This window comes from Nonomuraea sp. NPDC049784 (assembly GCF_040659615.1).
GTDB lineage: Bacteria > Actinomycetota > Actinomycetes > Streptosporangiales > Streptosporangiaceae > Nonomuraea.
Genome location: NZ_JBFAMX010000134.1, coordinates 1 through 22,419, shown reverse-complemented (window position 1 = coordinate 22,419; position 22,419 = coordinate 1). Strand labels below are relative to the sequence as shown.

Below are 22,419 nucleotides of genomic sequence, written 5' to 3'. Positions count from 1 at the left end.
GTCGAGCCCACGCCGCCGCCCGCCGCGGTGATGGAGGCCGAGGTGGAGCCGCCGGTGCGGATGGCCAGCTCGGCGTAACGGTTGCCGGCGTAGACGGGGTGGGTGTGAGCGTCGATGAGACCGGGCGTGACGAGCGCGCCGCCCAGGTTTTCGACGTGGTCGACGTCGACGATGTCGTCGACGACCCCGGGCACGCTCTGCGGCAGGTCGGGCGCCCGCCCGACCCACGCGATGCGGTCGTTGTGAACGAGGATGGCCGCGTTGCTGAGGACCTCGTTGCCGGTCCAGAGGCGGCCGATGTTGGTCAGCAGTCGAACGGTCACCGCATCACCGCCCCGCGCGAGTCTCCACCCACGCACCGGCATGAGCGCAGCGCACAGTGCACGGCCTGTGCCGCGCCCACTGAGTCCGCTCCGGGTCCGGACGACATGGGGGGTCTCCTGCTCTCATCCGCATCTTGTTGTGCGGTGACCGTATCGCCAGAGTCATGATCCAGCGATTTCAGTTCAGTTACGTTATTTCACAGCTGGGCTCGCTGTACAGGGTTATTCGGAAGAAAGACCACTGATCCCAGCCGTCACCCAGCCCTACGTCGTCCCCATGGCCCCCGTTGACGACTTCGCTACCAAGAGTCATCATTCGAAACCTAGAACCAGAAACCCAAAACCCAGACCAACGACGGGTCTGGGCAATCGTACCAACCTCAGGGTTCAGGGACCACTGACGCTTTTGGGCAGGCATGCGTACTTTGCGGCGAGGTCACCCCACCGAGAGCGACCTACCGGCAAACCGCACCGGGCGCCCCCACCGTACCGTGCCGTTGGGGCCGCCCGGCTGTGATCTCGGCGAAAGCCCGGGCTAGAAGACGCGCTCCACGGGCTTGCCCACCCGCTCCAGCTCCTGCGACAGACTGGGCAGCACGCGGGCGTGCAGGATCGTGCCGTCCTCCACGTGTTCGACGGAGAGCACCTCACCCTCCTGGTGCGCCCGGGAGATCAGATCCCCCCTGTCGTACGGCACCAGCAGGTGAATCTCGTGATCAAGCCGAGGCAGCTCCCGCTCGATGAGCGCCATCAGCTCCGGAATGCCCCGACCGGTCCGCGCGGACACCACGACGCTGTCGCGCTCGCGCCGCATGATCCGATCGATCACTTCCTGGTCGGCCGCGTCGGCCTTGTTGATCACGACGATCTCGCGTACGTCCGAGGCGCCGTCGATATCGGCCAGCACCTCGCGTACGGCGGCCAGCTGCCCCTCGGGATCGGGGTGCGAGCCGTCCACCACGTGCAGGATGAGGTCGGCATCGGCCACCTCCTCCAGCGTCGAGCGGAACGCCTCGACGAGCTGGTGCGGCAGGTGCCGGACGAAGCCCACGGTGTCGGCGATCGTGAAGAGCCGGCCCTCCGGCGTGCGCGCCCGGCGCACGGTCGGGTCGAGGGTGGCGAACAGCGCGTCCTCCACCAGCACGCCTGCCCCCGTGATGCGGTTGAGCAGCGAGGACTTGCCGGCGTTGGTGTAGCCGGCGATGGCCACGGCCGGCACCTCGCGCCGCTGGCGCTGGTAGCGCATCGTGTCGCGCGAGGTGGACATGCCGCTGATCTGGCGGCGCAGCTTGGACATGCGCTCGCGGATGCGGCGGCGGTCCAGCTCGATCTTGGTCTCACCGGGGCCGCGGCCGCCGATGCCGACGCCGCCCGCGGCGCGACCGCCGACCTGCCTGGACAGGTTGCCACCCCAGCCGCGCAGGCGCGGCAGCAGGTATTGCAGCTGCGCCAGCTCGACCTGGGCCTTGCCCTCGCGGCTCTTGGCGTGCTGGGCGAAGATGTCGAGGATCAGGGCGGTGCGGTCGATGACCTTGACCTTGACCGTCTCTTCGAGCTGGCGGAGCTGGCCGGGGGTCAGCTCGCCGTCGCAGATGACGGTGTCGGCGCCGGTCGACTCGACCACGTCGCGCAGCTCGAGTGCCTTGCCGGAGCCGATGTACGTGGCCGGGTCGGGCTTCTGGCGGCGCTGGATGAGCCCGTCGAGCACCTGGGAGCCGGCCGTCTCGGCCAGCAGCTTGAGCTCGAGCAGGGAGTTTTCCGCGTCCTCCACGGTGCCGGAGGTCCAGACGCCGACGAGGACGACCCGCTCAAGCCGCAGCTGACGGTACTCGACCTCGGAGACATCCTGGAGTTCGGTGGAGAGGCCCGCCACGCGGCGCAGCGCCTGGCGCTCCTCGAGGTCCATGTCACCGGTCTCGAACTCATCGAGGTCGAGCTCGGAGTAATCGTGCATACGTGTCATCTCTATTAGGGAACGTCTGGACACCTCGGTGTCTTCCCACGATGGTGGCACGAGACTCGTGCCGCAATCATCCGGTTATCCGGCCGACACAGTGACGTCGCCCGAGCCCGCGGTCAGCGAGAGCTTGTGCGGCGAGGAGCTGTCGTCCTTGACCGAGACCTTCGCGTCACCGGATCCCGTCTTGGTGTTCACGTCATAGGCCCCGTCGGGCACGTTGAGCACGATGTCGCCGGAGCCGGCCTTCAGCTCGGCGCTGTCAGGCGCGGAGGCGTACTTGAGCTCGATGTTCCCCGACCCCGTCTCGGCGAACACCTGCTTGCCGCCCAGGCCCGTGGCGTCCAGATCGCCGGAGCCGAGGTTCGCGTCGAGCCGCCCGGTCAGGCCCCTGAGGGTGATGTCGCCCGAGCCGCAGTCGAGGTCCACGGCCATCCCCTTGGGGATCTCGACCTTGTAATCGACGCTGCAGCTGCCCCAGTCGGATTTGCAGTCGTACGAGAGCAGCAGCGCCTCCCCTTCGACCTTGTGCTCGGCCTTCGGCTCGTCGTCGGCGCGCCAGTTCTTGGTCTCGGTGACGCGGACCGCGGTCCCGTCCGTCTCGGTGACCACGGTATCGCCCGAGCCGCTCTTGAGCTGCAGCTTGGTCACCTTGTCCGTCACCTGGTAGGTCACGGTGTGGTGCCTGTCCGGGCCCGCGATGCTCGCGAGCCCGCATCCGGTCAGCAACAGAGCGGAGGCCAGCAGCCCGCCCGCGATCGCGATGGTCTTCATGCCGTCAATCCTGTCCGGGTACGCCCCGGCCCACATCGGGGATGCCCCCGACGACTCCCCGAGGAGACCCCAGCCTTTGACCGGGGAGCACCAGCAGAGTAGGTTCACTTCCACAATCCAGAACTTGTTTTCCACGAAGCGGAAAGGAATCCTCATGGAGATCACCGGCCCGATGCTCGACCGGTTCGACGAGATCCTCACGCCGGAGGCGCTCGATTTCGTGGCGGCTCTCCAGCGGGAGTTCGGCGCCAGGCGGCTGGAGCTGCTGGAGTCCCGCCAGACTCGGCAGGCGGAGCTGTCGGCGGGCGGCATGCTCGACTTCCTGCCGGAGACCAAGGAGATCAGGGAGGCCGACTGGCAGGTCGCGCCCCCGGCGCCCGGGCTGGAGGACCGCCGGGTCGAGATCACCGGCCCTGTCGACCAGAAGATGACCATCAACGCGCTCAACTCCGGCGCCAAGGTCTGGCTGGCCGACTTCGAGGACGCCAACTCGCCGCTCTGGGAAAACTGCGTGGCCGGCCACCTCAACCTGCGCGACGCGCTCGACCGCACGATCGACTTCGAGACCGGCGGCAAGACGTACGCGCTCAGGCCTGACGACGAGCTGGCCACGATCGTGGTGCGCCCGCGCGGCTGGCACCTGGACGAGAAGCACGCCCAGGTGGACGGGCGGCCCGTCTCGGCGTCGCTGTTCGATTTCGGGCTCTACTTCTTCCACTGCGCCAAGCGGCAGATCGACAAGGGCAAGGGCCCGTACTTCTATCTGCCCAAGATGGAGTCCCACCTGGAGGCGCGGCTCTGGAACGACGTGTTCACCAGGGCACAGGAGCTCCTCGGCATCCCCCAGGGCACGATCAGGGCGACCGTCCTCATCGAGACCTACCCGGCCGCGTTCGAGATGGAGGAGATCCTGTACGAGCTCCGCGACCACTCGGCGGGCCTCAACGCGGGCCGCTGGGACTACCTGTTCAGCGTGATCAAGAAGTTCCGGACCAGGGGCCGCGAGTTCCTGCTGCCCGAGCGGAACGCGGTCACGATGACCGCCCCGTTCATGCGCGCGTACACCGAGCTGCTGGTGCGCACGTGCCACAAGCGTGGCGCGCACGCCATCGGCGGCATGGCGGCGTTCATCCCCTCGCGGCGCGACCCAGAGGTGAACGCGGTGGCGCTGGAGAAGGTGCGGGCGGACAAGACGCGCGAGTCCGGCGACGGGTTCGACGGGTCGTGGGTGGCGCACCCCGACCTGGTGCCAGTGTGCCGGGAGGTGTTCGACGGCGTGCTGGGATCGCGCCCCAACCAGCTCGACCGGCTGCGCGAGGACGTCAACGTGACCGCCGCCGAGCTGCTGGCCGTCTCCGAGACCCCGGGCGAGATCACCGAGGCCGGTCTGCGTAACAACGTGGACGTGGCGCTGCGCTACCTGGCCGCCTGGATGGGTGGTCTGGGCGCGGTGGCGATCCACAACCTCATGGAGGACGCCGCCACCGCCGAGATCTCGCGCTCGCAGATCTGGCAGTGGATCCACAACGACATCACGCTCGCCGACACGGGCGCGCAGGTGACGAAGGAGCTGGTCGAGCAGATCATCTCGGAGGAGCTGGCCAAGATCGCCGAAGAGCCCGGCTCCGACGAGAAGCTGTACGGTCAGGCGACGGCCCTGTTCAAGGAAGTGGCGCTGGACGACGACTTTGCAGAGTTCCTGACACTTCCGGCCTATGCTCAAATGCCGTAGAACAGAGGTAAGGGGGGATCGGTGCTGGAAACGCTGACGGCCGCCCTGCGCTCGCTGCTGCCCCACGACTCGGTGATCACCGACCCGGTACGCCTGCGCACGTACGAGTGCGACGGCCTCACCTACCACCGGGCGACCCCCGGCGTGGTCGTGCTGCCCGACACGGCCGAACAGGTCGCCCGCGTGGTACGCGTGTGCAACGACTTCGGCGTGCCCTTCGTGGCCAGAGGCTCGGGCACCGGCCTGTCGGGGGGCGCGCTCCCCCGCGAGGACGGCGTGCTCATCGTCACCTCCAAGATGCGCAGGATCCTGGAGATCGACCTGGACAACCGCAGGGCGGTCGTCGAGCCCGGCGTCACGAACCTGGCCATCACCGAGGCCGTGCGCGACAAGGGCTACTACTACGCGCCCGACCCCTCCAGCCAGCAGGTCTGCTCCATCGGCGGCAACGTCGCGGAGAACTCCGGCGGCGCCCACTGCCTCAAGTACGGCTTCACCGTCAACCACGTCGAGGCCTGCGAGATCGTCACGCCCGACGGCGACCTGGTCATGCTCGACCGCATGGACCCCGGCTACGATCTGCTGGGCGCGTTCATCGGCTCGGAGGGCACGCTGGGCATCGCCACCAAGATCACGGTACGCCTCAGCCGTACGCCCCAGGCCGTCACCACGGTGCTGGCCGCGTTCGAGAGCATCGAGCAGGGTGGGCAGGCCGTCTCCGCGATCATCGGGGCGGGCATCGTGCCCGCCGCCATCGAGATGATGGACGCGCTCGCCATCGAGGCGGCCGAGGCGGCGGTGGCCTGCCGCTACCCCGAGGGCGCCGGCGCCGTGCTGATCGTGGAGCTGGACGGCCCGGAAGCAGAGGTGGAGCGGCAGTTCGCGCAGCTCACGGAGATCTGCTCGGGCGCGTTCGAGCTGCGGGTGGCGGCCGATCCGGCCGAGCGGGCGGCGATCTGGAAGGGCCGCAAGTCGGCGTTCGCCGCCGTCGGACGCATCAGCCCCGCCTACATCGTGCAGGACGGGGTCGTGCCGCGCACGTCCCTGCCCGGCGTGCTGGCCGCCATCGACCGGCTCTCCCAGGAGCACGGCATCAGGGTGGCGAACGTCTTCCACGCCGGAGACGGCAACCTGCACCCGCTCGTGCTGTTCGACGACGCGGAGCCGGGGGCCGGCGAGCGGGCCGAGGTGGTCTCCGGAGCGATCCTCGACCTGTGCATCGAGCACGGCGGCTCGATCACGGGCGAGCACGGGGTCGGGGTGGACAAATCGCGTTATATGCCGAAGATGTTCAGCGCGGACGACCTGGACACCATGCAGCTCGTCCGGTGCGCGTTCGACCCCCGGGGCCTGTCGAACCCGGGCAAGGTGTTCCCCACCCCGCGCCTGTGCGGTGAGGTGCCGGGGGTGCGGAAGGGCGTGCACCCGCTGGTCGAGTCGGGGAAGGCGGAGCAGTTCTGATGCTGGCCGACACCGGGGTGACCGTCAGGCAGGCGGACGCGGACGACGCCGTCAACGGCGTGCAGCCCCGCTGGGTCGCGCTGCCCGAGACCGTCGAGGAGGTCGCGGCCGTGCTGCGGGCCTGCGCCGCGCAGGACCTGGCGGTGGTGCCCGCGGGCGGCGGCACGAAGCTGCACTGGGGGCCGCCGCCCGAGCGATGCGACGTCCTGCTCGACATGTGCTGCATGAACGCCGTCCTCGAGCACGCCGAGGGCGACCTCGTGGTGCGCGCACAGGCCGGGGTGACCATGGACGCCCTGGCCGCCGCGCTCGCCGAGAAGGGCCAGGAGCTGGCGCTCGACCCTCCGTTCACGGAGCACACGACGGTCGGCGGCACGCTCGCCACCGCGACGGCGGGCCCGCGCGCCTTCCGCTACGGCACCGCCCGCGACCTGCTCATCGGCATCACGGTCGTGCTGCCCGACGGGACGATCGCGAAGTCGGGCGGCAAAGTGGTCAAGAACGTCGCGGGCTACGACCTCGGCAAGCTCTTCACGGGCTCGCAGGGCACGCTCGGCGTGATCGCGGAGGCCACGTTCCGGCTGCACCCGCTGTCCGCGGACCGCCGCTGGCTGGTCGCGTACGCAGAAGTGGCCAACGACGTGCTGCTGCGCCTTGCCGCCTCCCAGGCCGAGCCGTCCGCCGTTGAGATCGACTGCCCTGACGGCAAGAACACGACGGTCGCGGTGCTGGTGGAGGGCTCGGCGGCCGAGGCGCGGGCGCTGGCGCTGCGCGAGGTGCTCGGGGACGGCACGGTCACGGCCGAGGCGCCGGAGTGGTGGGGGCTCATACTCAAGGACGACGTGCTGCTGGAGGTACGTTTCCCGCCCGCGCGCACGGTGGAGGCGCTGGCCGCGGCAGGCGACGCCGGGTTCTCGTTCCGCGGGTCCGCCGCGGCGGGGCGGGCGTACTTGGAGAGCTGGGGCGACGTCCCGGAGGACGAGCTGGCGGCGGCCGTCACCCGGCTGCGCGCGCGGATCGAGGCGCTGGGCGGGCGCGTGAACGTGCTGGCCGCGCCGTACGAGGGCGTCGACAGGTGGGGGCAGGTGAGCGCACTGCCGTTGATGCGGCGGGTCAAGGAACGCTTCGATCCCGGGCGCAGGATGTCTCCCGGCCGGTTCGTGGGAGGGATTTGATGTGGATCCCGAGCTGATCAATGACTGCGTGCACTGCGGGTTCTGCCTGCCGACGTGCCCGACGTACGTGTTGTGGGGCGAGGAGATGGACTCGCCTCGCGGGCGGATCCACCTGATGAAGCAGCACGTCGAAGGCACTCCGATCACGCCGGAGATGGCCGGGCACTTCGACGCCTGCCTGGGATGCATGGCGTGCGTCACGGCCTGCCCGTCCGGGGTCCAGTACGACCGCCTGATCGAGCAGACCCGAGCCGAGGTGGAGCGGCGGCACGTGCGCGATCCGCAGGAGCGGGCCGTGCGCGGGATCGTGTTCAGCCTGTTCCCCTACCCGCGCAGACTGCGGCTGCTGCGGCCGACGCTGTGGCTGGCCGAGCGGATGGCGCCGTTCCTCGCCAGGGTGAACCCCAGCCTCGGTGCCATGGCCGCGCTCGCGCCGCGCGTGGAGCGCCGCCAGCGGCTGCCGCGCATGGTCAGGGCCAGGGGCGAGCGCAGGGCCGTGGTGGGCATGCTCACCGGCTGCGTGCAGGGCGAGTTCTTCCCGCAGGTGAACGCGGCCACCGCGCGGGTGCTCTCGCTGGAGGGCTGCGACGTGGTCATCCCTCGCGGCCAGGGCTGCTGCGGGGCGCTCAGCGTGCACTCGGGCCGCGACGACCAGGCCAGACGGCTTGCGCTCAGGACGGTCAGGACGTTCGAGAAGGCCGGGGTGGACACCGTCGTGGTGAACGCGGCCGGCTGCGGTTCTTCGATGAAGGAGTACGCCGAACTGCTCGGCCGCGAGCCCGGATTCCGCGTGGTCGATCTGTCGGAGTACCTCGCCGAGCTGGGGCCCGTGGCCAAGCGGCACCCGCTGCCGCTCACCGTCGCCTACCACGACGCCTGCCACCTGGCCCACGCGCAGGGCGTGCGCTCCCAGCCGCGCGAACTTCTGAGCGGCATCCCGGGGCTGGAGATCCGCGAGATCCCCGAGTCGGCCATCTGCTGCGGCTCCGCGGGCACGTACAACATCTTCCAGCCCGAGGCCGCCCGTGACCTCGGTGACCGGAAGGCCGCGGCGGTGTCCACGACCGGCGCCGAGCTGCTGGTCTCTGCCAACCCCGGCTGCACCATGCAGATCGCGACGGCCATGAGGCGGGCCGGCGCGCAGATCAGGGTGGCCCACACGGCCGAGGTGCTCGACGCCTCGCTGCGCGGGGTGGCCCTATGAGTGTCCAGTCGGTAGAGCGGGCGCTGGATGTGCTCGAGGCGCTGGCCGAGCACGGGGGCGAGGCGGGCCTGTCGGAGATCGCCGCGAGGACGGGGCTGCCGTACGGGACCATCCACCGGCTGCTGCAGACCCTGCTCGCCCGCGGCTACGTGCGGCAGGAATCCGACAGGAGGTACGCCCTGGGCGGCGGCCTCGTGCGCCTGGGGGGCATCGCCGAGAGCATGGTCGGCGTGTGGGCGCAGCCGTACCTGACGAAGATGGTCGAGCTGTCGGGCGAGACCGCGAACCTGGCCGTGCTCGAAGGCGACTTCGTCGTCTACGTGGCGCAGGTGCCCTCGCCGCGCAGGCTGCGCATGTTCGCCGAGGTAGGCAGGCGGGTGCTGCCGCACAGCACGGCCGTGGGCAAGGTGCTGCTGGCCGGGCGGCCCGCCGGCGAGGCGGTCGCCGTCTTCGAGCGCACCGGCATGCCGCGCCGCACCCCGAACACGATCACCGACATGACGGCCATGCTGGCCGAGCTCGATCTCGTCAGAGCGCAGGGCCACGCCATGGACCTGGGCGAGGAGGAGCTGGGCGTGCACTGCCTGGCCGTGCCCGTGTGGGACGGCGACCGCGTGGTCGCCGCGATGTCGGTCTCCGGGCCGGCCGGGCGCATCGACGCGCTCGACCGCGACGACCTGGCCGAGGGCATGCGGAAGATCGCCCTCGACTTCGGCAACGAGCTCAGCCCCGTGGCTGGCGCAGGCTGAAGAACCCGCCGCCTCCTGGGTGGTGGACGACCGCGATGCGGCCGTACGGCGAGTCGAACGGCGCGACCGGCACCTGCGCGCCCAGCTCGGCCGCCTTCGCGACGGAGGCGTCGAGGTCGGCCACGTCGAAGTAGATCATCCAGTGCGGCGGCACGCCCTCCCAGTGCTCGTCCATCCGCAGCCGCCCGCAGACCGGCTCGCCGCCCGCGTGGTAGACCGCGTAGTCGATCCCGCCGGTCACCTGCTCCTTGTCGTACGGGAACAGCGCGCCGTAGAACGCGTCGGCCGTCGCGCCGTCGGGCACGTTGACCTCGGCCCAGCTCATCGCCCCCGGCTCGGCCAGGACCCCCGCCCCGGGGAACTCCCCCGGCTGGTAGATCGCGAACTTCGCCCCGAACGGGTCGGTCGCCAGCACGTAGCCCGCGAAGGGGCCCTCGATCAGCTTGCCGCCCGCCGCCTCGAGCCTGGCGACGGACACCGCGAGGTCGGAGGTCGCGAGGTAGACCGTCCAGGCCGCCGGATCGGCGGCCTGCGGGTCGGGGGTGATCGCGGCGACGGGACGCCCGCCGACGTGGGCCATCGTCCATCCACCCTGGTCTCGGCACTCCCAGCCGAGCAGCTCGGCATAGAAGCGCTCCGCGGCGACGGCGTCTCTCGTGAGGAGCTGCGCCCAGCAGGGCGCGCCGTCGGGGTAACCGGTCTTCTCCACCATGCTCGCGAGCCTGCCATACGGCTCCGACAAAGTATTCTGTTGCGCTATGAGCAACAGCACGTCGGTTCAGTCGGTCGATCGTGCCATCGCGATCCTGGAGATCCTCGCCCGCGACGGCGCCACCCGGGTCACGGATCTCGCCGTGGAGCTCGATGTGCACAAGTCCACGGCGTTCCGGCTGCTGGCGGCGCTCGAGCACGGCGGACTGGTCGAGCAGAGCGGCGATCGCGGGCGCTACCGGCTGGGGTTCGGCGTCGTACGGCTGGCCGGCGCGGCCACGGCCCAGCTCGACCTGTCGCGTGAGAGCAGGCCGGTGTGCCTGCGCCTGGCGGAGGAGGTCGGCGAGACCGTCAACATCGCGGTTCCGCAGGACGGCGACGCGGTCAACATCAGCCAGGTGCGCGGACCCGCGGCGATCAGCGGCCACAACTGGGTCGGGCAGCGCACCCCCTCCCACGCCACCTCCAGCGGGAAGGTGCTGCTGGCCTTCGGCGCCCTGCGGCTCCCCGCCGAGCTGGCGCGTTACACCCCCCGGACGATCACGTCGCCCGCCGGGCTGGGACTCGAGGAGATCAGGGAGCGCGGCTGGGCCGCCACCGTGGAGGAGTTGGAGGTCGGCCTGAACGCGGTGGCCGCGCCGATCAGGGGCAGCGACGGCTCGGTGGTGGCCGCGGTCAGCGCCTCGGGGCCGTCCTACCGGCTGACGCCGGACCGGCTGCCGGAGGTGGGCGAGCTGCTGGTCGAGGCCGCACGGGAGATAAGCCAGCGGATCGGCTATTACCGTTAGGGCATGTGTAGAAGCATCAAGACGCTCCGGCCCCCGTACACCGAGAGCGTGACCGAGGAGGACGTGCGGGCGGCGGCGCTGCAGTACGTCAGGAAGATCTCCGGATTCCGCGCGCCCGCCGCGCACAACGCGGAGGCGTTCGACCGGGCCGTGGAGATGATCACGAAGGCGTCGGAGGAGCTGCTCGGGGCGCTCGAAGTTCGCGGATCGCGTTGACAGGCACCCGCTGCGGGAGAAGTGTTCCCTCGTGTAGGCCCAAGCGAGGGAGCTCCCATGATCAGCGGGCTTTACCAGGGACAGGACGGCGACTCGCAGCTGGCGCTCCGCGTCGACGTCGACGGGGCCAGGCCCACCGGGCGGGTGAGCGGCGATCTGTTCACCGTGGCGGGCGCGACGACCTCCTACGTCGGCTCCTTCGTGGTCAACGCCCCCACCGTGCACGCCGCGGGTGACGAGGCGCGGGTCCAGGGCCGCGGGATCTTCACGTTCGAGACTCCCGAGAAGGACGTGAGCGTCACGATCGCCGACGGGTCGGGGACGGCCGCGGTCGCGGGGCGCAGGTACCAGGTGGGCCTCGCCTCGCCGTACTTCCGCAGCGTGCTGCTCGAGCAGGACTCGGTGATCGGGACCGTGCCGTTCGCGTCGTACCGCACCGGCACGCTGCCCGGGCCGAGCGGCTCGCCTGCCAGGGAGCTGAGCGTGAGCGCCGCGTACGCGGAGGCGGGCATCCAGCTGACCCTCGCGCAGCCGGGCGTCATCCCCGTGGACGGGTCCGGCGCGGACCTGGCGTGGGACGACGCCGAGCTGCATCACGCGATGACGCAGCAGTTCGGCGCGTTCGGCGACGCGCCTGCCTGGCGGGTGTGGCTGCTGGTGGCGAGCAAGCACGTGGGCGGCTTCCGGGGGATCATGTTCGACTACAACGACGCGCACCAGCGGCAGGGGTCCGCGGTGTTCTACGACGTGATCAAAGGGACGACGCCGCAGGCGCAGCGCGCGCAGTTACGTACGTACGTGCACGAGCTCGGCCACGCCTTCAACCTGCTGCACTCCTGGCAGAAGAACCTCGCCACCCCGCCCCAGCCGCTGGGCCCAGAGGGAGGCTTCGGCGACCTGTCGTGGATGAACTACGTACAGAACTACCTCCCCGGCGGAGAACAGGGCTACTGGTCGGCCTTCCCGTTCCAGTTCACGGACGCGGAGCTGATCCACTTGCGCCACGGCTTCTACCGCGACGTCGCCATGGGCGCGAACGCGTTCGGCACCGGGGCCGCCGAGATCGCGCCGTTCGAGCAGCCGGTCGAGGACCGTTCGGGGCTGCGGCTCGAGCTGCGTGCCAAGGAGTCGTTCGAGCTGGGCGAGCCCGTCGTGGTCGAGCTCAAGCTCTCCTACGCCGGCGAGCCCCGCACCACGCACGGCCATCTGCACCCCGACACCGAGTTCACCCAGGTGTCGATCACGCAGCCGGGCGGCAGGACCGTGCTGTACCGGCCGATGATGCGGCACTGCGTGGACACCTCGCCGGAGATCCGGCTGGACGAGGGCAATCCGGCCATGTACCGCAGCGCGTACATCGGCCACGGCCGCGACGGCCACTACTTCCAGCAGCCCGGCGAGTACCACGTCCGGGCCCAGTACATCGCCGCCGACGGCTCGCGCATCGTCTCCCCCGCGTGCCTGGTCAGAGTGCGCTTCCCGGTCAGCCGAGACGACCACCAGGTGGCCGAGCTGATGTTGGGCGAGGAGCAGGGCCGGCTGTTCTCGCTGCTCGGCTCCGACTCCCCCACGTTGCGCTCGGGCAACCTGGCCCTCGACGAGGTCATCGACCGGTACGGCGCCCACCCGCTGGCCGTCTACGCCCGCATGGTCAAGGGGCTGAACGCGGAGCGCGAGTTCAAGGCGCTGACGGCGGGCAAGCGGCTGCGCGTCCGGCCGCCGGATCCCAAGCAGGGCATCGAGCACCTCACCCAGGTCGCCAGGAACCCGAGCATCGACAACATCACCCTGAACATGGTGATGCGCCGCCTGGCCAGAGCCGAGGCTCGGCAGGGCGATCTGGACCGGGCGAACGCGGTGATGGACCAGATGGTCGCCACGTTCCAGGCCAAGGGGGTGAACCCCATCGTCATGGGGCAGATCCGGCGCCAGGCGGAGCTCACGAAGGCGGCGCTCAGCGCCGAGGCCTGAGCCCGGGACCCGGACGGCTCACTCCAGCAGGCGGTGCTGGGCGGCGAGGAACCCGGCGTGAAAGCGGGTCCTGGCGCCCAGGCGCTCGGACAGCACCTGCACGCGGCGCTGCACCGTGCGTGGCGAAAGCCCCAGTTGCCGGGCGATGGCGTCGTCCTTCATGCCGGCCGCCAGCAGCGCCAGCACCTCCGTGTCCGGGGTCTGCGGCCACATCTCGGACTCCAGCGTGTCGCCGGCGGTCAGGCGGAGCGGCACGGCGGCCCGCCACAGCGTCTCGAACAGCCCCACCAGGGCGTCGAGCAGCGCGGATGGATGCACCACCAGCGCGCTCTCCACGGCCCTGTCCTCGTCGGAGACCAGGGGCAGGATGGCGGTGCGGCCGTCGGCGATGGCCAGCTTGACGGGCACCTGACCGAGCCTGGCCTGCTCGCCGTCGGCGATGGCGCGGCGCGTGTGAGCCAGCATGCCGGGGTCCTCGAACGCCTGAGGGCCGTAGATCCCGCGGGTGGGCGCACCCTTGCGGGCCGCGCGCTGCCGGTTCTCCCGGTCGTCGCTGACGTCCACGGCGTACGGCGGATGCACCAGCACGAGCATCTCCCGCGTGGCGTTGCGTTCCAGCTGGAGATAGCGGCGGGCCACGGCGTCGCGCCCGCTCACCACCTCGAGCACCTCCTCCGGGTGCGGCCCGCTGCGCTCGGCGACCTCGGTGGCCAGCAGCGCGGCGGCGGCCCGGCTGTGGGTGATCTCCTCCTGGCGGCGGGCGACGAGGATGTCGATGGCGATGTTCGGCGGAGTGGCGATCAGCCGCAGCGGGCGGCCCGCCACCCGGGAGATCAGGCCGAGGTCCTCCAGTCTTGGCAGCATGCGGCGGATGGCGGCGGCCGACGAGCCGGTCTCGGCGGCGAGCTCGCTCAGTGTGGCCGGCCCGTGCCGAAGGAGCGCACGATAGGCGGTCTCCTCCGTGACGGTGACGCCGAGCCCCTCCAGTAAGCGCCGCTGCGCCATATCGCTCTCTTCCTGACATGCCATGATCCGCGTTCAGAGTACTCATGCTTGTTCGAGGATGCGTGGGGCTTTATGGTCGTTGCGTAGTCCGGTGCGTGTTGCGCATTAAGGAACAACCGGAGGCGTCATGAGTCGGCCCCGTCTGGTGATCGTGGGAGCGGGGATCGTGGGCTGCGCCCTCGCCGACGAGCTCACCGAACGGGGGTGGACCGACGTCACCGTGGTCGACCAGGGGCCGCTCTTCGCCGCCGGCGGGTCGAGCTCGCACGCCCCCGGCCTGGTCTTCCAGACGAACCCGTCGAAGACGATGACCGAGTTCGCCGCCTACACCGTGCGGAAGTACAGCGCGCTCGGAGAGTCGTGCTTCCGCCAGGTCGGCGGGCTGGAGGTGGCCACCACCCCGGAACGCTGGGCCGACCTGCACCGCAAGCTCGGCTGGGCCGAGTCGTGGGGCGTCGAGGGTCGCCTGCTCGACCCCGCTCAGTGCGCCGAGCTCTGGCCGCTGCTGGACAAGGACAAGGTGCTCGGCGGCTACCACGTACCCAGCGACGGGCTGGCCGCGGCTGTCGCCTGCTGCGAGTCGCAGGCGGCGCGGGCCATGGAACGCGGGGCCAGGTTCCTGGCGCGGCACACGGTGGTGGGCATCGAGCAGAAGGGCGGACGGGTCACCGGCGTGGCGGTCATGACCTCGGGTGAGTACCGGACGATCCCCGCCGACGTGGTCGTGTGCGCCGCGGGCTTCTGGGGGCCGTCGATCGGCAGGATGGCCGGTCTGACCGTGCCGCTGCTGCCGCTGGCCCACCAGTACGCCAAGTCAGGCCCCCTGCCCCTGGGAAATCCCGGTCCCATCCTCCGCCACCAGGACCGTGACCTCTACTTCCGCCAGTACGACGACCGCATCGGCATCGGCTCGTACGCGCACCGCCCCATGCCGGTGACCCAGGACGAGATCGGCCCCAAGGGCACCACCATGCCGTCGGTGCAGGCGTTCACCGAGGAGGACTTCGACCCCGCCTGGCGGGACGCGGTCGAGCTGCTGCCCGCGCTCGCCGAGTCCAAGTACGAGGACGGCATCAACGGGATCTTCTCCTTCACGCCCGACGGGTTCCCCCTCATCGGCGAGTCACCGCACCTCGACGGGTTCTGGCTGGCCGAGGCCGTCTGGGTGACGCACTCGGCCGGGGTCGCCCGGGCGCTGGCCGAGGTGCTGATGGACGGTCGGTCGGGGTTCGATCTGCATGAGTGCGAGCTCAGCCGGTTCGAGCAGACGCAGCTCTCGCCCGCGTTCGTCGAGGAGCGCGGCAAGCAGAACTTCATCGAGGTCTACGACGTCATCCACCCGCTCCAGCCGATGGAGTCGCCGCGGCCCCTGCGCACCAGCCCTTTCCACCCGAGGCAGCGGGAGCTGGGCGCCTTCTTCCTGGAGGCGGCGGGGTGGGAACGGCCGCACTGGTTCGAAGCGAACGCACCGCTGCTTGAAGGGCCCGCCGAACCGGTCCAGCGCGACGAGTGGGCCTCCCGCTACTGGTCGCCGGTCGCCGCCGCCGAATCGTACGCCACCAGGGAGCGGGTGGCGCTCTACGACATGACCCCGCTCAAGCGGATCGAGGTCAGCGGCCCGGGGGCGGCGGCGTTCCTGCAGCGCATGACCACGAACAACGTGGACAAGAAGCCGGGCTCGGTCACGTACACGCTGCTGCTCGACGTCAAGGGCGGCATTCGCTCCGACCTCACGGTGGCGCGGCTGGGGGAGGATGTCTTCCAGGTCGGCGCGAACGGCAACCTCGACCTCGACTGGCTGACCAGGCACGCCCCCGGCGGGGTGCGGGTGCGCGACCTGACGCCGGGCACCTGCTGCGTGGGCGTTTGGGGTCCGCAGGCCAGGGAGCTGGTGCAGCCGCTCACCGACATGGACATGTCGCACGAGAGCTTCCGCTACTTCAGCTGCAAAACCGGATACATCGGGCATGTGCCGGTGCTGGCGATGCGGGTCTCGTACGTCGGTGAGCTGGGATGGGAGCTCTACACCACCGCCGACATGGGGCTCAAGCTGTGGGACACGCTGTGGTCGCGTGACCTGGCGATCGCGGGCGGCCGGGCCGCGTTCAACAGCCTGCGGCTGGAGAAGGGGTACCGGCTCTGGGGCGTGGACATGACGACCGAGCACAACCCGTACGAGGCCGGGGTGGGCTTCGCGGTCAAGGCGGACAAGGACTTCATCGGCCGCGACGCCCTGACCACCGACGTCACACGCAGGCTGGTGCCGCTGCTCAGCGCCGAGGTGGTCATGGGCAAGGAGCCGGTACGGCACGCGGGGCGCACGGTCGGGTACGTCACGAGCGCGGCGTACGGGCACACGATCCAGCGGCCCATCGCGTACGCCTGGCTCCCGAGTGACCTCGCCGTGCCAGGAACGCACGTGGAAATTTCCTACTTCGGCCGCCGCGTCCCCGCGGAAGTCGCCGCAGAGCCGCTGTTCGACCCCGGGATGGAGAAGATCAGACGTTGACCCACCCCGACTTCCTCTGGCGCAACCCCGACCCCAAGCCGTCCTACGACGTGGTCATCGTGGGCGGCGGCGGGCACGGGCTGGCCACCGCCTACTACCTGGCCAGGAACCACGGCCTCACGAACGTCGCCGTCCTGGAACGGGGCTGGCTCGCGGGCGGCAACATGGCCCGCAACACCACGATCATCCGCTCCAACTACCTGTGGGACGAGAGCGCCGCGATCTACGAGCACTCGCTGAAGCTGTGGGAGGGGCTGAGCGCGGAGCTGGACTACGACCTGCAGTTCAGCCAGCGCGGGGTGCTCAACCTGGCGCACAACCTGGGCGACGTGCGTGAGGGCAGGCGCCGGGTCAACGCCAACCGGCTCAACGGCGTGGACGCCGAATGGCTCGACCCGGACGAGGTCAAGAAGTTCTGCCCGGTCATCAACGTCTCCGACCGGGCCCGCTACCCGGTCATGGGGGCCACCCTGCAGCGGCGCGGCGGCATCGCCAAGCACGATCACGTGGCGTGGGCGCTGGCCCGCAAGGCGGACGCGTACGGGATCGACCTGATCCAGGGGTGCGAGGTCACCGGGTTCGAGATCGCGAACGACCGGGTGACGGCCGTCGAGACCTCGCGCGGGCGCATCGCGGCCGGGAAGGTCGCGCTCGCGGCGGCCGGGCACACTTCGGTGCTCGCCGAGAAGGCCGGGATCCGGCTGCCCCTGCAGTCGCACCCGCTCCAGGCGCTGGTGTCGGAGCTGCTTGAGCCGGTGCTCGACTGCGTGGTCATGTCGAACGCCGTCCACGTGTACGTGAGCCAGGCCCACAAGGGCGAGCTGGTCATGGGGGCGGGCATAGACGCGTACAACTCGTACGGGCAGCGCGGCGGCGTGCACGTCATCGAGGCGCAGATGGCGGCGGCGCTGGAGCTGTTCCCGATCTTCAGCCGCGTACGCGTGCTGCGCACCTGGGCCGGGATCGTGGACGTCTCCCCCGACGCCTCGCCCGTCATCGGGCCGACGCCCGTCGACGGCCTCTACATCAACGCGGGCTGGGGCACGGGCGGCTTCAAGGCGACCCCGGGCTCGGGCTGGGTGTACGCCCACACGATCGCCGAGGGCCGGCCGCATCCGCTGGCGGAGCCGTTCGGGCTGGACAGGTTCACCACAGGAGCGCTCATCGACGAGCACGGCGCGGCGGCGGTGGCGCACTGATGCTGCTGATCGACTGCCCCCACTGCGGACCCCGCGACGAGACCGAGTTCCACTACGGCGGCCAGGCCGGGATCGCCTACCCCACTCGTGACGTGCCGGACGAGGAGTGGGCCGAGTACGTGTTCATGCGCGACAACCCCAAGGGCTGGTTCCACGAGCGCTGGTTCCACGTGCACGGGTGCCGGACGTGGTTCGACGTCGAGCGGCACACCGTCACCCACGAGATCAGGAAGACTCGATGAGATTCACCTTCGACGGCCGCCCGCTGCGGGGCGAGCCGGGTGACACGCTGGCCGCCGCGCTGCTGCGCAACGGCGTGCGGGTGGTCGGCCGCAGCGTGGAGCTGGGACGGCCGCGCGGGATCTTCACCGCCGGCCCGGAGGAGCCGAACGCGCTGGTCCGCGTGGGTGCCGACCCGATGCTCGCGGCCACCACCGTGGAGCTGTACGACGGGCTGGAGGCGTGGAGCCTGCGCGGCAAGGGGCGGGTGGACCTGGACGCGGTGGACGACCGGCGCTGCGACAAGGGCTACCTGCACTGCGACGTGCTGGTGGTCGGGGGCGGCCCCGCCGGCCTGGCCGCGGCGGTCGCGGCGGGGCGCGCGGGGGCACGCGTGATCCTCATGGACGACCAGCCCGCATTGGGCGGCGACCTGCTGAACGGCCGCCTCCTGCTCGACGGCGCTCCCGCGCTTGAGTGGGTGGCCGGGCTCTCGCTGTCCGCCCGGGTGCTCACCAGGACGACCGCCGTCGGCTACTACGACCACAACTACGTGGTAGCGGTGGAGCGGCGGGCGCGCGGCGAGCGGCTGTGGCACATCAGGGCACGCAGAGTGGTCCTGGCCACGGGGGCGCACGAACGCTCGCTCGCCTTCCCCGGCAACGACCGGCCCGGCGTGATGCTGGCCTCGGCGGCCCGCGCCTACGCCAACCGGTACGGCGTGGCGGCCGGGCGGCGGGCGGTGGTGTTCGCCTGCGCGGACTCCGGCTACGAGGCGGCGCGGGATCTCGCGGCGGCCGGTGTGGAGGTCGTCGCCATCGTCGATCCCCGCCCCCAGCCCCTTGTGCCTGGGCCGCTCGCCGGTCAGGTGGTGACCGGCACGACCGGCGACGCGGGCGGCGTGCTCGACGGCGTATGGGTGGGAGAGCGGCACGTCGAGGCTGACCTGCTGGCCGTGGCGGGTGGCTGGAACCCGGCCGTGCACCTGTTCAGCCAGTCGCAGGGGCGGGTGCGGTTCGACGAGGGCCTGCAGGCGTTCGTCCCGGGCACGTCCGCGCAGGCGGAGCGCTCGGCCGGGGCGTGCAGGGGCGTCTACGGCACCCGGGAGGCCATCGCCGACGGGTACGCGGCCGGTGCGGAGGCCGCCGGGCACACGGACTCCGGGTTGCGGGTGCCCGAGTGCGACGAGGAGCCCTCGCGGCCCCCCGCGGCCCTCTGGTGGGTCGAGGGGACCTCGCCGGAGGAGTCCTTCGTCGACCTCCAGCGGGACGTGACCGTGGCCGACCTCGCCAGGGCCACCGGGACAGGGATGCGCTCGGTGGAGCACGTCAAGCGCTACACCACCGCGGGCACCGGCGCCGACCAGGGCAAGACCTCGGGCGCGGTCGTCGTGGGCGTCATGTCCGCCCTCCTCGGCGCCGAGCCGGGCCAGGTGGGCACCACCACGTTCCGCCCTCCGTACACGCCGGTGTCCTTCGCCACCCTGGCGGGACGCGACCGCGGCGCGCTGTCCGACCCCGTCAGGACCACCGCCATGCACGACGCGCACGTCGCGCGGGGAGCGGTGTTCGAGGACGTCGGGCAGTGGAAGCGCCCCTGGTACTTCCCTCAGGACGGCGAGTCCATGGAGGCGGCCGTGCTGCGCGAGTGCCGCGCGGCCCGCACCGCCGTGGCCGCCATGGACGCCTCCACCCTCGGCAAGATCGACATCCGGGGCGCGGACGCGGGCGCGTTCCTCGACCGGATCTACACCAACATGTACTCCACGCTCGCCGTCGGCGCCTGCCGTTACGGGCTGATGTGCACGGCGGACGGGATGGTGTTCGACGACGGCACCACGGCCAGGCTCGGCGAGGACCACTTCCTGATGACCACGACCACGGGCAACGCGGCCGCGGTGCTCGACTGGCTGGAGGAGTGGCGGCAGACGGAGTGGCCGGACCTGGACGTGTCGTTCACGTCGGTCACCGACCACTGGGCGACGGTCGCCGTCGCGGGGCCGCGCGCCCGGGAGATCATCGCGGTTGTCGCGCCGGGGGCGCTGGACCTGGCGTTCATGCGGTACGCGAGCACCACCGTGCTGGGCGTCGAGGGGCGGGTGTTCAGGATCAGCTTCTCCGGCGAGCTGGCGTACGAGGTCAACGTGCCCTGGCGGTACGGCAGGGCACTGTGGGAGGCGGTGCTGGAGCTCGGGGCGGTGCCGTACGGGACGGAGACCATGCACGTGCTGCGGGCCGAGAAGGGGTTCGCGATCGTCGGCCAGGAGACCGACGGGACCGTCACCCCTCAGGACCTGGGCATGTCGTGGATCGTCTCCACGCGCAAGCCGGACTTCGTGGGCAAACGCTCCCATTCCCGCCAGGACACCGCCAGGGAGGACCGCAAACGCCTGATCGGCCTCCTGTCCGACGACCCGGCGGCCATTGTGGAGGAAGGCGCCCAGCTGATCACGGGGGCCGCCGACGGCATGGTCGGCCATGTGACCTCCAGCTACGAGAGCGCCGCGCTGGGCCGCGGGTTCAGCCTCGCCATGGCCAGGAGCGTCGAGGTCGGCGACCGGCTCACGGCGGTGTCCGGGGAGGTCTCGCACGGCATGACCGTCGTGGCGCCCGTCTTCTACGACGCCGGGAACGCCCGCCGCGACGGCGATCCCCTGACCGGCCGGCCGGGCCCATACCAGGGCGAGTGCCACTCAGAGAGCCCGGCCGCCGCCTTCGCCGGCCGCTTCGAGGCGGCGAGCACTCCCTCCGTACGGCTGCGCGAGATCCCGTTCGAACCCATGTGGGAGGTGCGGGACACCGACCCTGGCACGGGCCTGCGCCTGGGCCCGTCCTGGTGGCTCGTGACCGGAGATGTCACGCCGCAGCCCGGCTGGGTGGACGTGTCGGGCCAGCGTACGATCCTCGAACTGTCGGGGCCGGACGCGACCGAGATCCTGATCACCGGCTGCCCCGTGGACCTCGACGCCCTTCCGGGCCACGCCCAGACTCTCCTGGCCAAGACCTCGGTGATCCTCGAGCGGCGGGACGTCGGCACTTACCGCGTCTACGTAAGATCATCTTTCACCAGATACCTGGCGGAGTGGCTGGCAGACGCCCTGGATGCGTTGTAAGCCCGTTTATGGGCACTTGACCTAGACTTTACGAAAACTCGGACAGGTCTGGGGGATGGCGTGGGGCGGCGGGTTCGAGCGTTCATGGCCGGTGTGGCCACGGTGGCGGTGCTGGCGGGTTGCGGTGGTTTAGAGGGGCAGTCCACGGCCGGTACCCAGGAGAGCTCCAAATCGGACTCGGCCTCGGTGTCGGATGCCCGCAAGAAGCTGACCAAGCTGGCGGTCAAAGGGCGGGCGCCGAAGACCGGGTTCGATCGCGACGAGTTCGGTCCCGCCTGGTCGGACGTGGACCACAACGGCTGCGACACCCGTAACGACATACTCAAACGCGACCTGGTGGACGAGAAGTTCAAGTCCGGGACGCACGACTGCATCGTGCTGAGCGGCACGCTGCACGACCCGTACAGCGGCAAGACGATCGACTTCAAGCGCGGCCAGGACACCAGCACGGCCGTCCAGATCGACCACCTCGTGCCGCTGTCGGACGCCTGGCAGAAGGGCGCGCAGCAGTGGTCGGCGGACAAGCGCAAGCAGTTCGCCAACGACCCTCTGAACCTCCTGGCCGTGGACGGCCCGCTGAACGGCCAGAAGAGCGACTCCGACGCGGCCACCTGGCTGCCTCCGCGCAAGGCGTACCGGTGCGCCTACATCGCCCGCCAGATCGACGTGAAGGCGAAGTACGAGGTCTGGGTGACCTCGGCGGAGAAGGACGCCATGAAGACCATCCTCGAGGGTTGTTGATCGCCCCTGCCCACGACCCACCGCTGCCTGCGGTGGGCCGGTTGGGCGAGGAGATCAGTCGTCGTGGCCGTGATCGTCGTCCCGGCCGCCGTGGTCGTCCCGGCCCGTCTCGTGCTTGGTGACCTTGCCGGTGGCCGCGTCCACGTCCACCTCGTGCCGCTGCGAGTCCTTCACCAGCTCGACCTCCCACACGTCGGGCCGCGTGCCCCTGCGGTCGTAGTCGGCCTCGCTGACCCAGGCCCCCGGCACCGCCTCGTGCGCGATCTGGATGGCCCGCTCCGCCGTGACCTTCGGCGCGGCGGCCGTGGAGGTGGCGGTGGCGGCGAAGGCGGCGCCCCCGCCCGCGATCAGCGTGACGACCCCGGCACCGGCGACGATGAACTTCTTCGTGATCTGCATGACCTCACGAAACCGCGACGCCGGGTAACCGCGCGCTAAGCGGCGGTTAAGACCACCTCCACACGTGCGCCTCCCCCCGGCGGGGTGGAGACGGTCAGCCCGCCGCCCGAGGACTCGGCGGTACGCCGGGCGATGTCCAGGCCGAGGCCGGTCGAACCGCCCCCGCTGTTGCCC

General features: G+C 70.8%; 19 protein-coding genes and 1 pseudogene. 13 read left to right on the top strand and 7 right to left on the bottom strand.

The features are described from left to right. From AB0J09_RS26045 to AB0J09_RS26035, 3 genes and pseudogenes are all read right to left on the bottom strand, one after another. Nucleotides 1-323: pseudogene (locus tag AB0J09_RS26045) on the bottom strand (imidazolonepropionase); the annotation flags it as partial. Nucleotides 324-858: 535 nt separating this feature from the next. Next, nucleotides 859-2,286 carry a GTPase HflX gene (hflX, locus tag AB0J09_RS26040; RefSeq protein ID WP_360696147.1) on the bottom strand — a complete coding sequence of 476 codons (1,428 nt, stop codon included), beginning with the start codon at nt 2,284-2,286 and terminating at the stop codon, nt 859-861. A gap of 75 nt (nt 2,287-2,361) precedes the next feature. After that, the gene (locus AB0J09_RS26035; RefSeq protein WP_360696144.1) at nt 2,362-3,054 is read right to left on the bottom strand and encodes a DUF4097 family beta strand repeat-containing protein; all 693 of its coding nucleotides are present in this window, start codon (nt 3,052-3,054) and stop codon (nt 2,362-2,364) included. Nucleotides 3,055-3,208: 154 nt separating this feature from the next. Here AB0J09_RS26035 and aceB point away from each other — a divergent pair, with 154 nt between their 5' ends. From aceB to AB0J09_RS26010, 5 genes are read left to right on the top strand one after another with little or no spacing between them, the layout of a single operon-like run. Next, nucleotides 3,209-4,786 (top strand): malate synthase A, encoded by a 1,578-nt coding sequence (aceB, locus tag AB0J09_RS26030; protein ID WP_360696141.1) that lies wholly within the window; start codon nt 3,209-3,211, stop codon nt 4,784-4,786. Between the two features lie 24 nt (nt 4,787-4,810). Beyond that, complete coding sequence (locus AB0J09_RS26025) at nt 4,811-6,247, top strand: FAD-linked oxidase C-terminal domain-containing protein (RefSeq protein WP_360696153.1); 1,437 nt, start codon at nt 4,811-4,813, stop codon at nt 6,245-6,247. After that, nucleotides 6,247-7,422: an FAD-binding oxidoreductase gene (locus AB0J09_RS26020; protein ID WP_360696138.1), complete on the top strand. Its 1,176-nt coding sequence runs from the start codon at nt 6,247-6,249 to the stop codon at nt 7,420-7,422. The genes AB0J09_RS26025 and AB0J09_RS26020 overlap by 1 nt, the downstream gene beginning before the upstream one ends. Nucleotide 7,423: 1 nt before the next feature. Beyond that, the gene (locus tag AB0J09_RS26015; protein WP_360696136.1) at nt 7,424-8,626 is read left to right on the top strand and encodes a heterodisulfide reductase-related iron-sulfur binding cluster; all 1,203 of its coding nucleotides are present in this window, start codon (nt 7,424-7,426) and stop codon (nt 8,624-8,626) included. Further along, the gene (locus AB0J09_RS26010; protein WP_360696133.1) at nt 8,623-9,375 is read left to right on the top strand and encodes an IclR family transcriptional regulator; all 753 of its coding nucleotides are present in this window, start codon (nt 8,623-8,625) and stop codon (nt 9,373-9,375) included. The genes AB0J09_RS26015 and AB0J09_RS26010 overlap by 4 nt, the downstream gene beginning before the upstream one ends. On the opposite strand, the gene AB0J09_RS26005 is transcribed toward AB0J09_RS26010, so the two are convergent. Then, entirely contained in the window at nt 9,350-10,087 is a 738-nt protein-coding gene (locus tag AB0J09_RS26005; RefSeq protein WP_360696129.1) for a VOC family protein, read from the bottom strand. The two genes, AB0J09_RS26010 and AB0J09_RS26005, sit on opposite strands and share 26 nt — an antisense overlap. Nucleotides 10,088-10,133: 46 nt before the next feature. Here AB0J09_RS26005 and AB0J09_RS26000 point away from each other — a divergent pair, with 46 nt between their 5' ends. Genes AB0J09_RS26000 through AB0J09_RS25990 form a run of 3 tightly spaced genes read left to right on the top strand, consistent with a single transcriptional unit; the run spans nt 10,134 to nt 13,061 of the window. Next, nucleotides 10,134-10,874, top strand: coding sequence for an IclR family transcriptional regulator (locus AB0J09_RS26000; RefSeq protein ID WP_360696126.1), 741 nt, complete (start codon nt 10,134-10,136; stop codon nt 10,872-10,874). Nucleotides 10,875-10,877: 3 nt separating this feature from the next. Further along, complete coding sequence (locus AB0J09_RS25995) at nt 10,878-11,090, top strand: DUF2277 domain-containing protein (protein WP_360696123.1); 213 nt, start codon at nt 10,878-10,880, stop codon at nt 11,088-11,090. 57 nt (nt 11,091-11,147) lie between these two features. Further along, entirely contained in the window at nt 11,148-13,061 is a 1,914-nt protein-coding gene (locus AB0J09_RS25990; RefSeq protein ID WP_360696120.1) for a hypothetical protein, read from the top strand. Nucleotides 13,062-13,079: 18 nt separating this feature from the next. Here the strand turns inward: AB0J09_RS25990 and AB0J09_RS25985 are convergent, their stop codons facing one another. Beyond that, on the bottom strand, nt 13,080-14,066 hold the full coding sequence (locus AB0J09_RS25985) for a helix-turn-helix domain-containing protein (RefSeq protein WP_360696117.1): 987 nt from the start codon (nt 14,064-14,066) through the stop codon (nt 13,080-13,082). A gap of 127 nt (nt 14,067-14,193) precedes the next feature. Between AB0J09_RS25985 and AB0J09_RS25980 the strand changes: the two genes are divergently transcribed. The 5 genes from AB0J09_RS25980 (at nt 14,194) to AB0J09_RS25960 (ending at nt 21,846) form a co-directional block, all read left to right on the top strand. Next, nucleotides 14,194-16,575 carry an FAD-dependent oxidoreductase gene (locus AB0J09_RS25980; protein ID WP_360696114.1) on the top strand — a complete coding sequence of 794 codons (2,382 nt, stop codon included), beginning with the start codon at nt 14,194-14,196 and terminating at the stop codon, nt 16,573-16,575. Next, on the top strand, nt 16,572-17,774 hold the full coding sequence (locus AB0J09_RS25975) for a sarcosine oxidase subunit beta family protein (protein ID WP_360696111.1): 1,203 nt from the start codon (nt 16,572-16,574) through the stop codon (nt 17,772-17,774). The genes AB0J09_RS25980 and AB0J09_RS25975 overlap by 4 nt, the downstream gene beginning before the upstream one ends. Beyond that, entirely contained in the window at nt 17,774-18,016 is a 243-nt protein-coding gene (locus AB0J09_RS25970; RefSeq protein ID WP_360696108.1) for a sarcosine oxidase subunit delta, read from the top strand. The genes AB0J09_RS25975 and AB0J09_RS25970 overlap by 1 nt, the downstream gene beginning before the upstream one ends. After that, nucleotides 18,013-21,105, top strand: coding sequence for a 2Fe-2S iron-sulfur cluster-binding protein (locus AB0J09_RS25965; RefSeq protein WP_360696105.1), 3,093 nt, complete (start codon nt 18,013-18,015; stop codon nt 21,103-21,105). Before AB0J09_RS25970 ends, AB0J09_RS25965 begins: the two co-directional genes overlap by 4 nt. 84 nt (nt 21,106-21,189) lie before the next feature. Then, nucleotides 21,190-21,846: an HNH endonuclease family protein gene (locus AB0J09_RS25960; RefSeq protein ID WP_360696102.1), complete on the top strand. Its 657-nt coding sequence runs from the start codon at nt 21,190-21,192 to the stop codon at nt 21,844-21,846. A gap of 54 nt (nt 21,847-21,900) precedes the next feature. Here the strand turns inward: AB0J09_RS25960 and AB0J09_RS25955 are convergent, their stop codons facing one another. Beyond that, a complete protein-coding gene (locus AB0J09_RS25955; protein WP_360696099.1) occupies nt 21,901-22,245 on the bottom strand; it encodes a PepSY domain-containing protein in 345 nt (114 codons plus the stop codon). Between the two features lie 35 nt (nt 22,246-22,280). Next, a partial coding sequence (locus AB0J09_RS25950; RefSeq protein ID WP_360696150.1) for an ATP-binding protein occupies nt 22,281-22,419 on the bottom strand: 139 nt, incomplete at its 5' end.

Bases quoted from the DNA above. Each gene is read 5' to 3' on its own strand.
- AB0J09_RS25995 (WP_360696123.1), top strand. From the start codon at position 10,878: ATGTGTAGAAGCATCAAGACGCTCCGGCCCCCGTACACCGAGAGCGTG.
- AB0J09_RS25965 (WP_360696105.1), top strand. From the start codon at position 18,013: ATGAGATTCACCTTCGACGGCCGCCCGCTGCGGGGCGAGCCGGGTGAC.
- hflX (WP_360696147.1), bottom strand. From the start codon at position 2,286: ATGACACGTATGCACGATTACTCCGAGCTCGACCTCGATGAGTTCGAG.
- AB0J09_RS25980 (WP_360696114.1), top strand. From the start codon at position 14,194: ATGAGTCGGCCCCGTCTGGTGATCGTGGGAGCGGGGATCGTGGGCTGC.
- AB0J09_RS26020 (WP_360696138.1), top strand. From the start codon at position 6,247: ATGCTGGCCGACACCGGGGTGACCGTCAGGCAGGCGGACGCGGACGAC.
- AB0J09_RS25960 (WP_360696102.1), top strand. From the start codon at position 21,190: ATGGCCGGTGTGGCCACGGTGGCGGTGCTGGCGGGTTGCGGTGGTTTA.
- AB0J09_RS26035 (WP_360696144.1), bottom strand. From the start codon at position 3,054: ATGAAGACCATCGCGATCGCGGGCGGGCTGCTGGCCTCCGCTCTGTTG.
- AB0J09_RS26005 (WP_360696129.1), bottom strand. From the start codon at position 10,087: ATGGTGGAGAAGACCGGTTACCCCGACGGCGCGCCCTGCTGGGCGCAG.
- AB0J09_RS26000 (WP_360696126.1), top strand. From the start codon at position 10,134: ATGAGCAACAGCACGTCGGTTCAGTCGGTCGATCGTGCCATCGCGATC.
- AB0J09_RS26010 (WP_360696133.1), top strand. From the start codon at position 8,623: ATGAGTGTCCAGTCGGTAGAGCGGGCGCTGGATGTGCTCGAGGCGCTG.
- AB0J09_RS25990 (WP_360696120.1), top strand. From the start codon at position 11,148: ATGATCAGCGGGCTTTACCAGGGACAGGACGGCGACTCGCAGCTGGCG.
- AB0J09_RS25970 (WP_360696108.1), top strand. From the start codon at position 17,774: ATGCTGCTGATCGACTGCCCCCACTGCGGACCCCGCGACGAGACCGAG.
- AB0J09_RS25955 (WP_360696099.1), bottom strand. From the start codon at position 22,245: ATGCAGATCACGAAGAAGTTCATCGTCGCCGGTGCCGGGGTCGTCACG.
- AB0J09_RS25985 (WP_360696117.1), bottom strand. From the start codon at position 14,066: ATGGCGCAGCGGCGCTTACTGGAGGGGCTCGGCGTCACCGTCACGGAG.
- aceB (WP_360696141.1), top strand. From the start codon at position 3,209: ATGGAGATCACCGGCCCGATGCTCGACCGGTTCGACGAGATCCTCACG.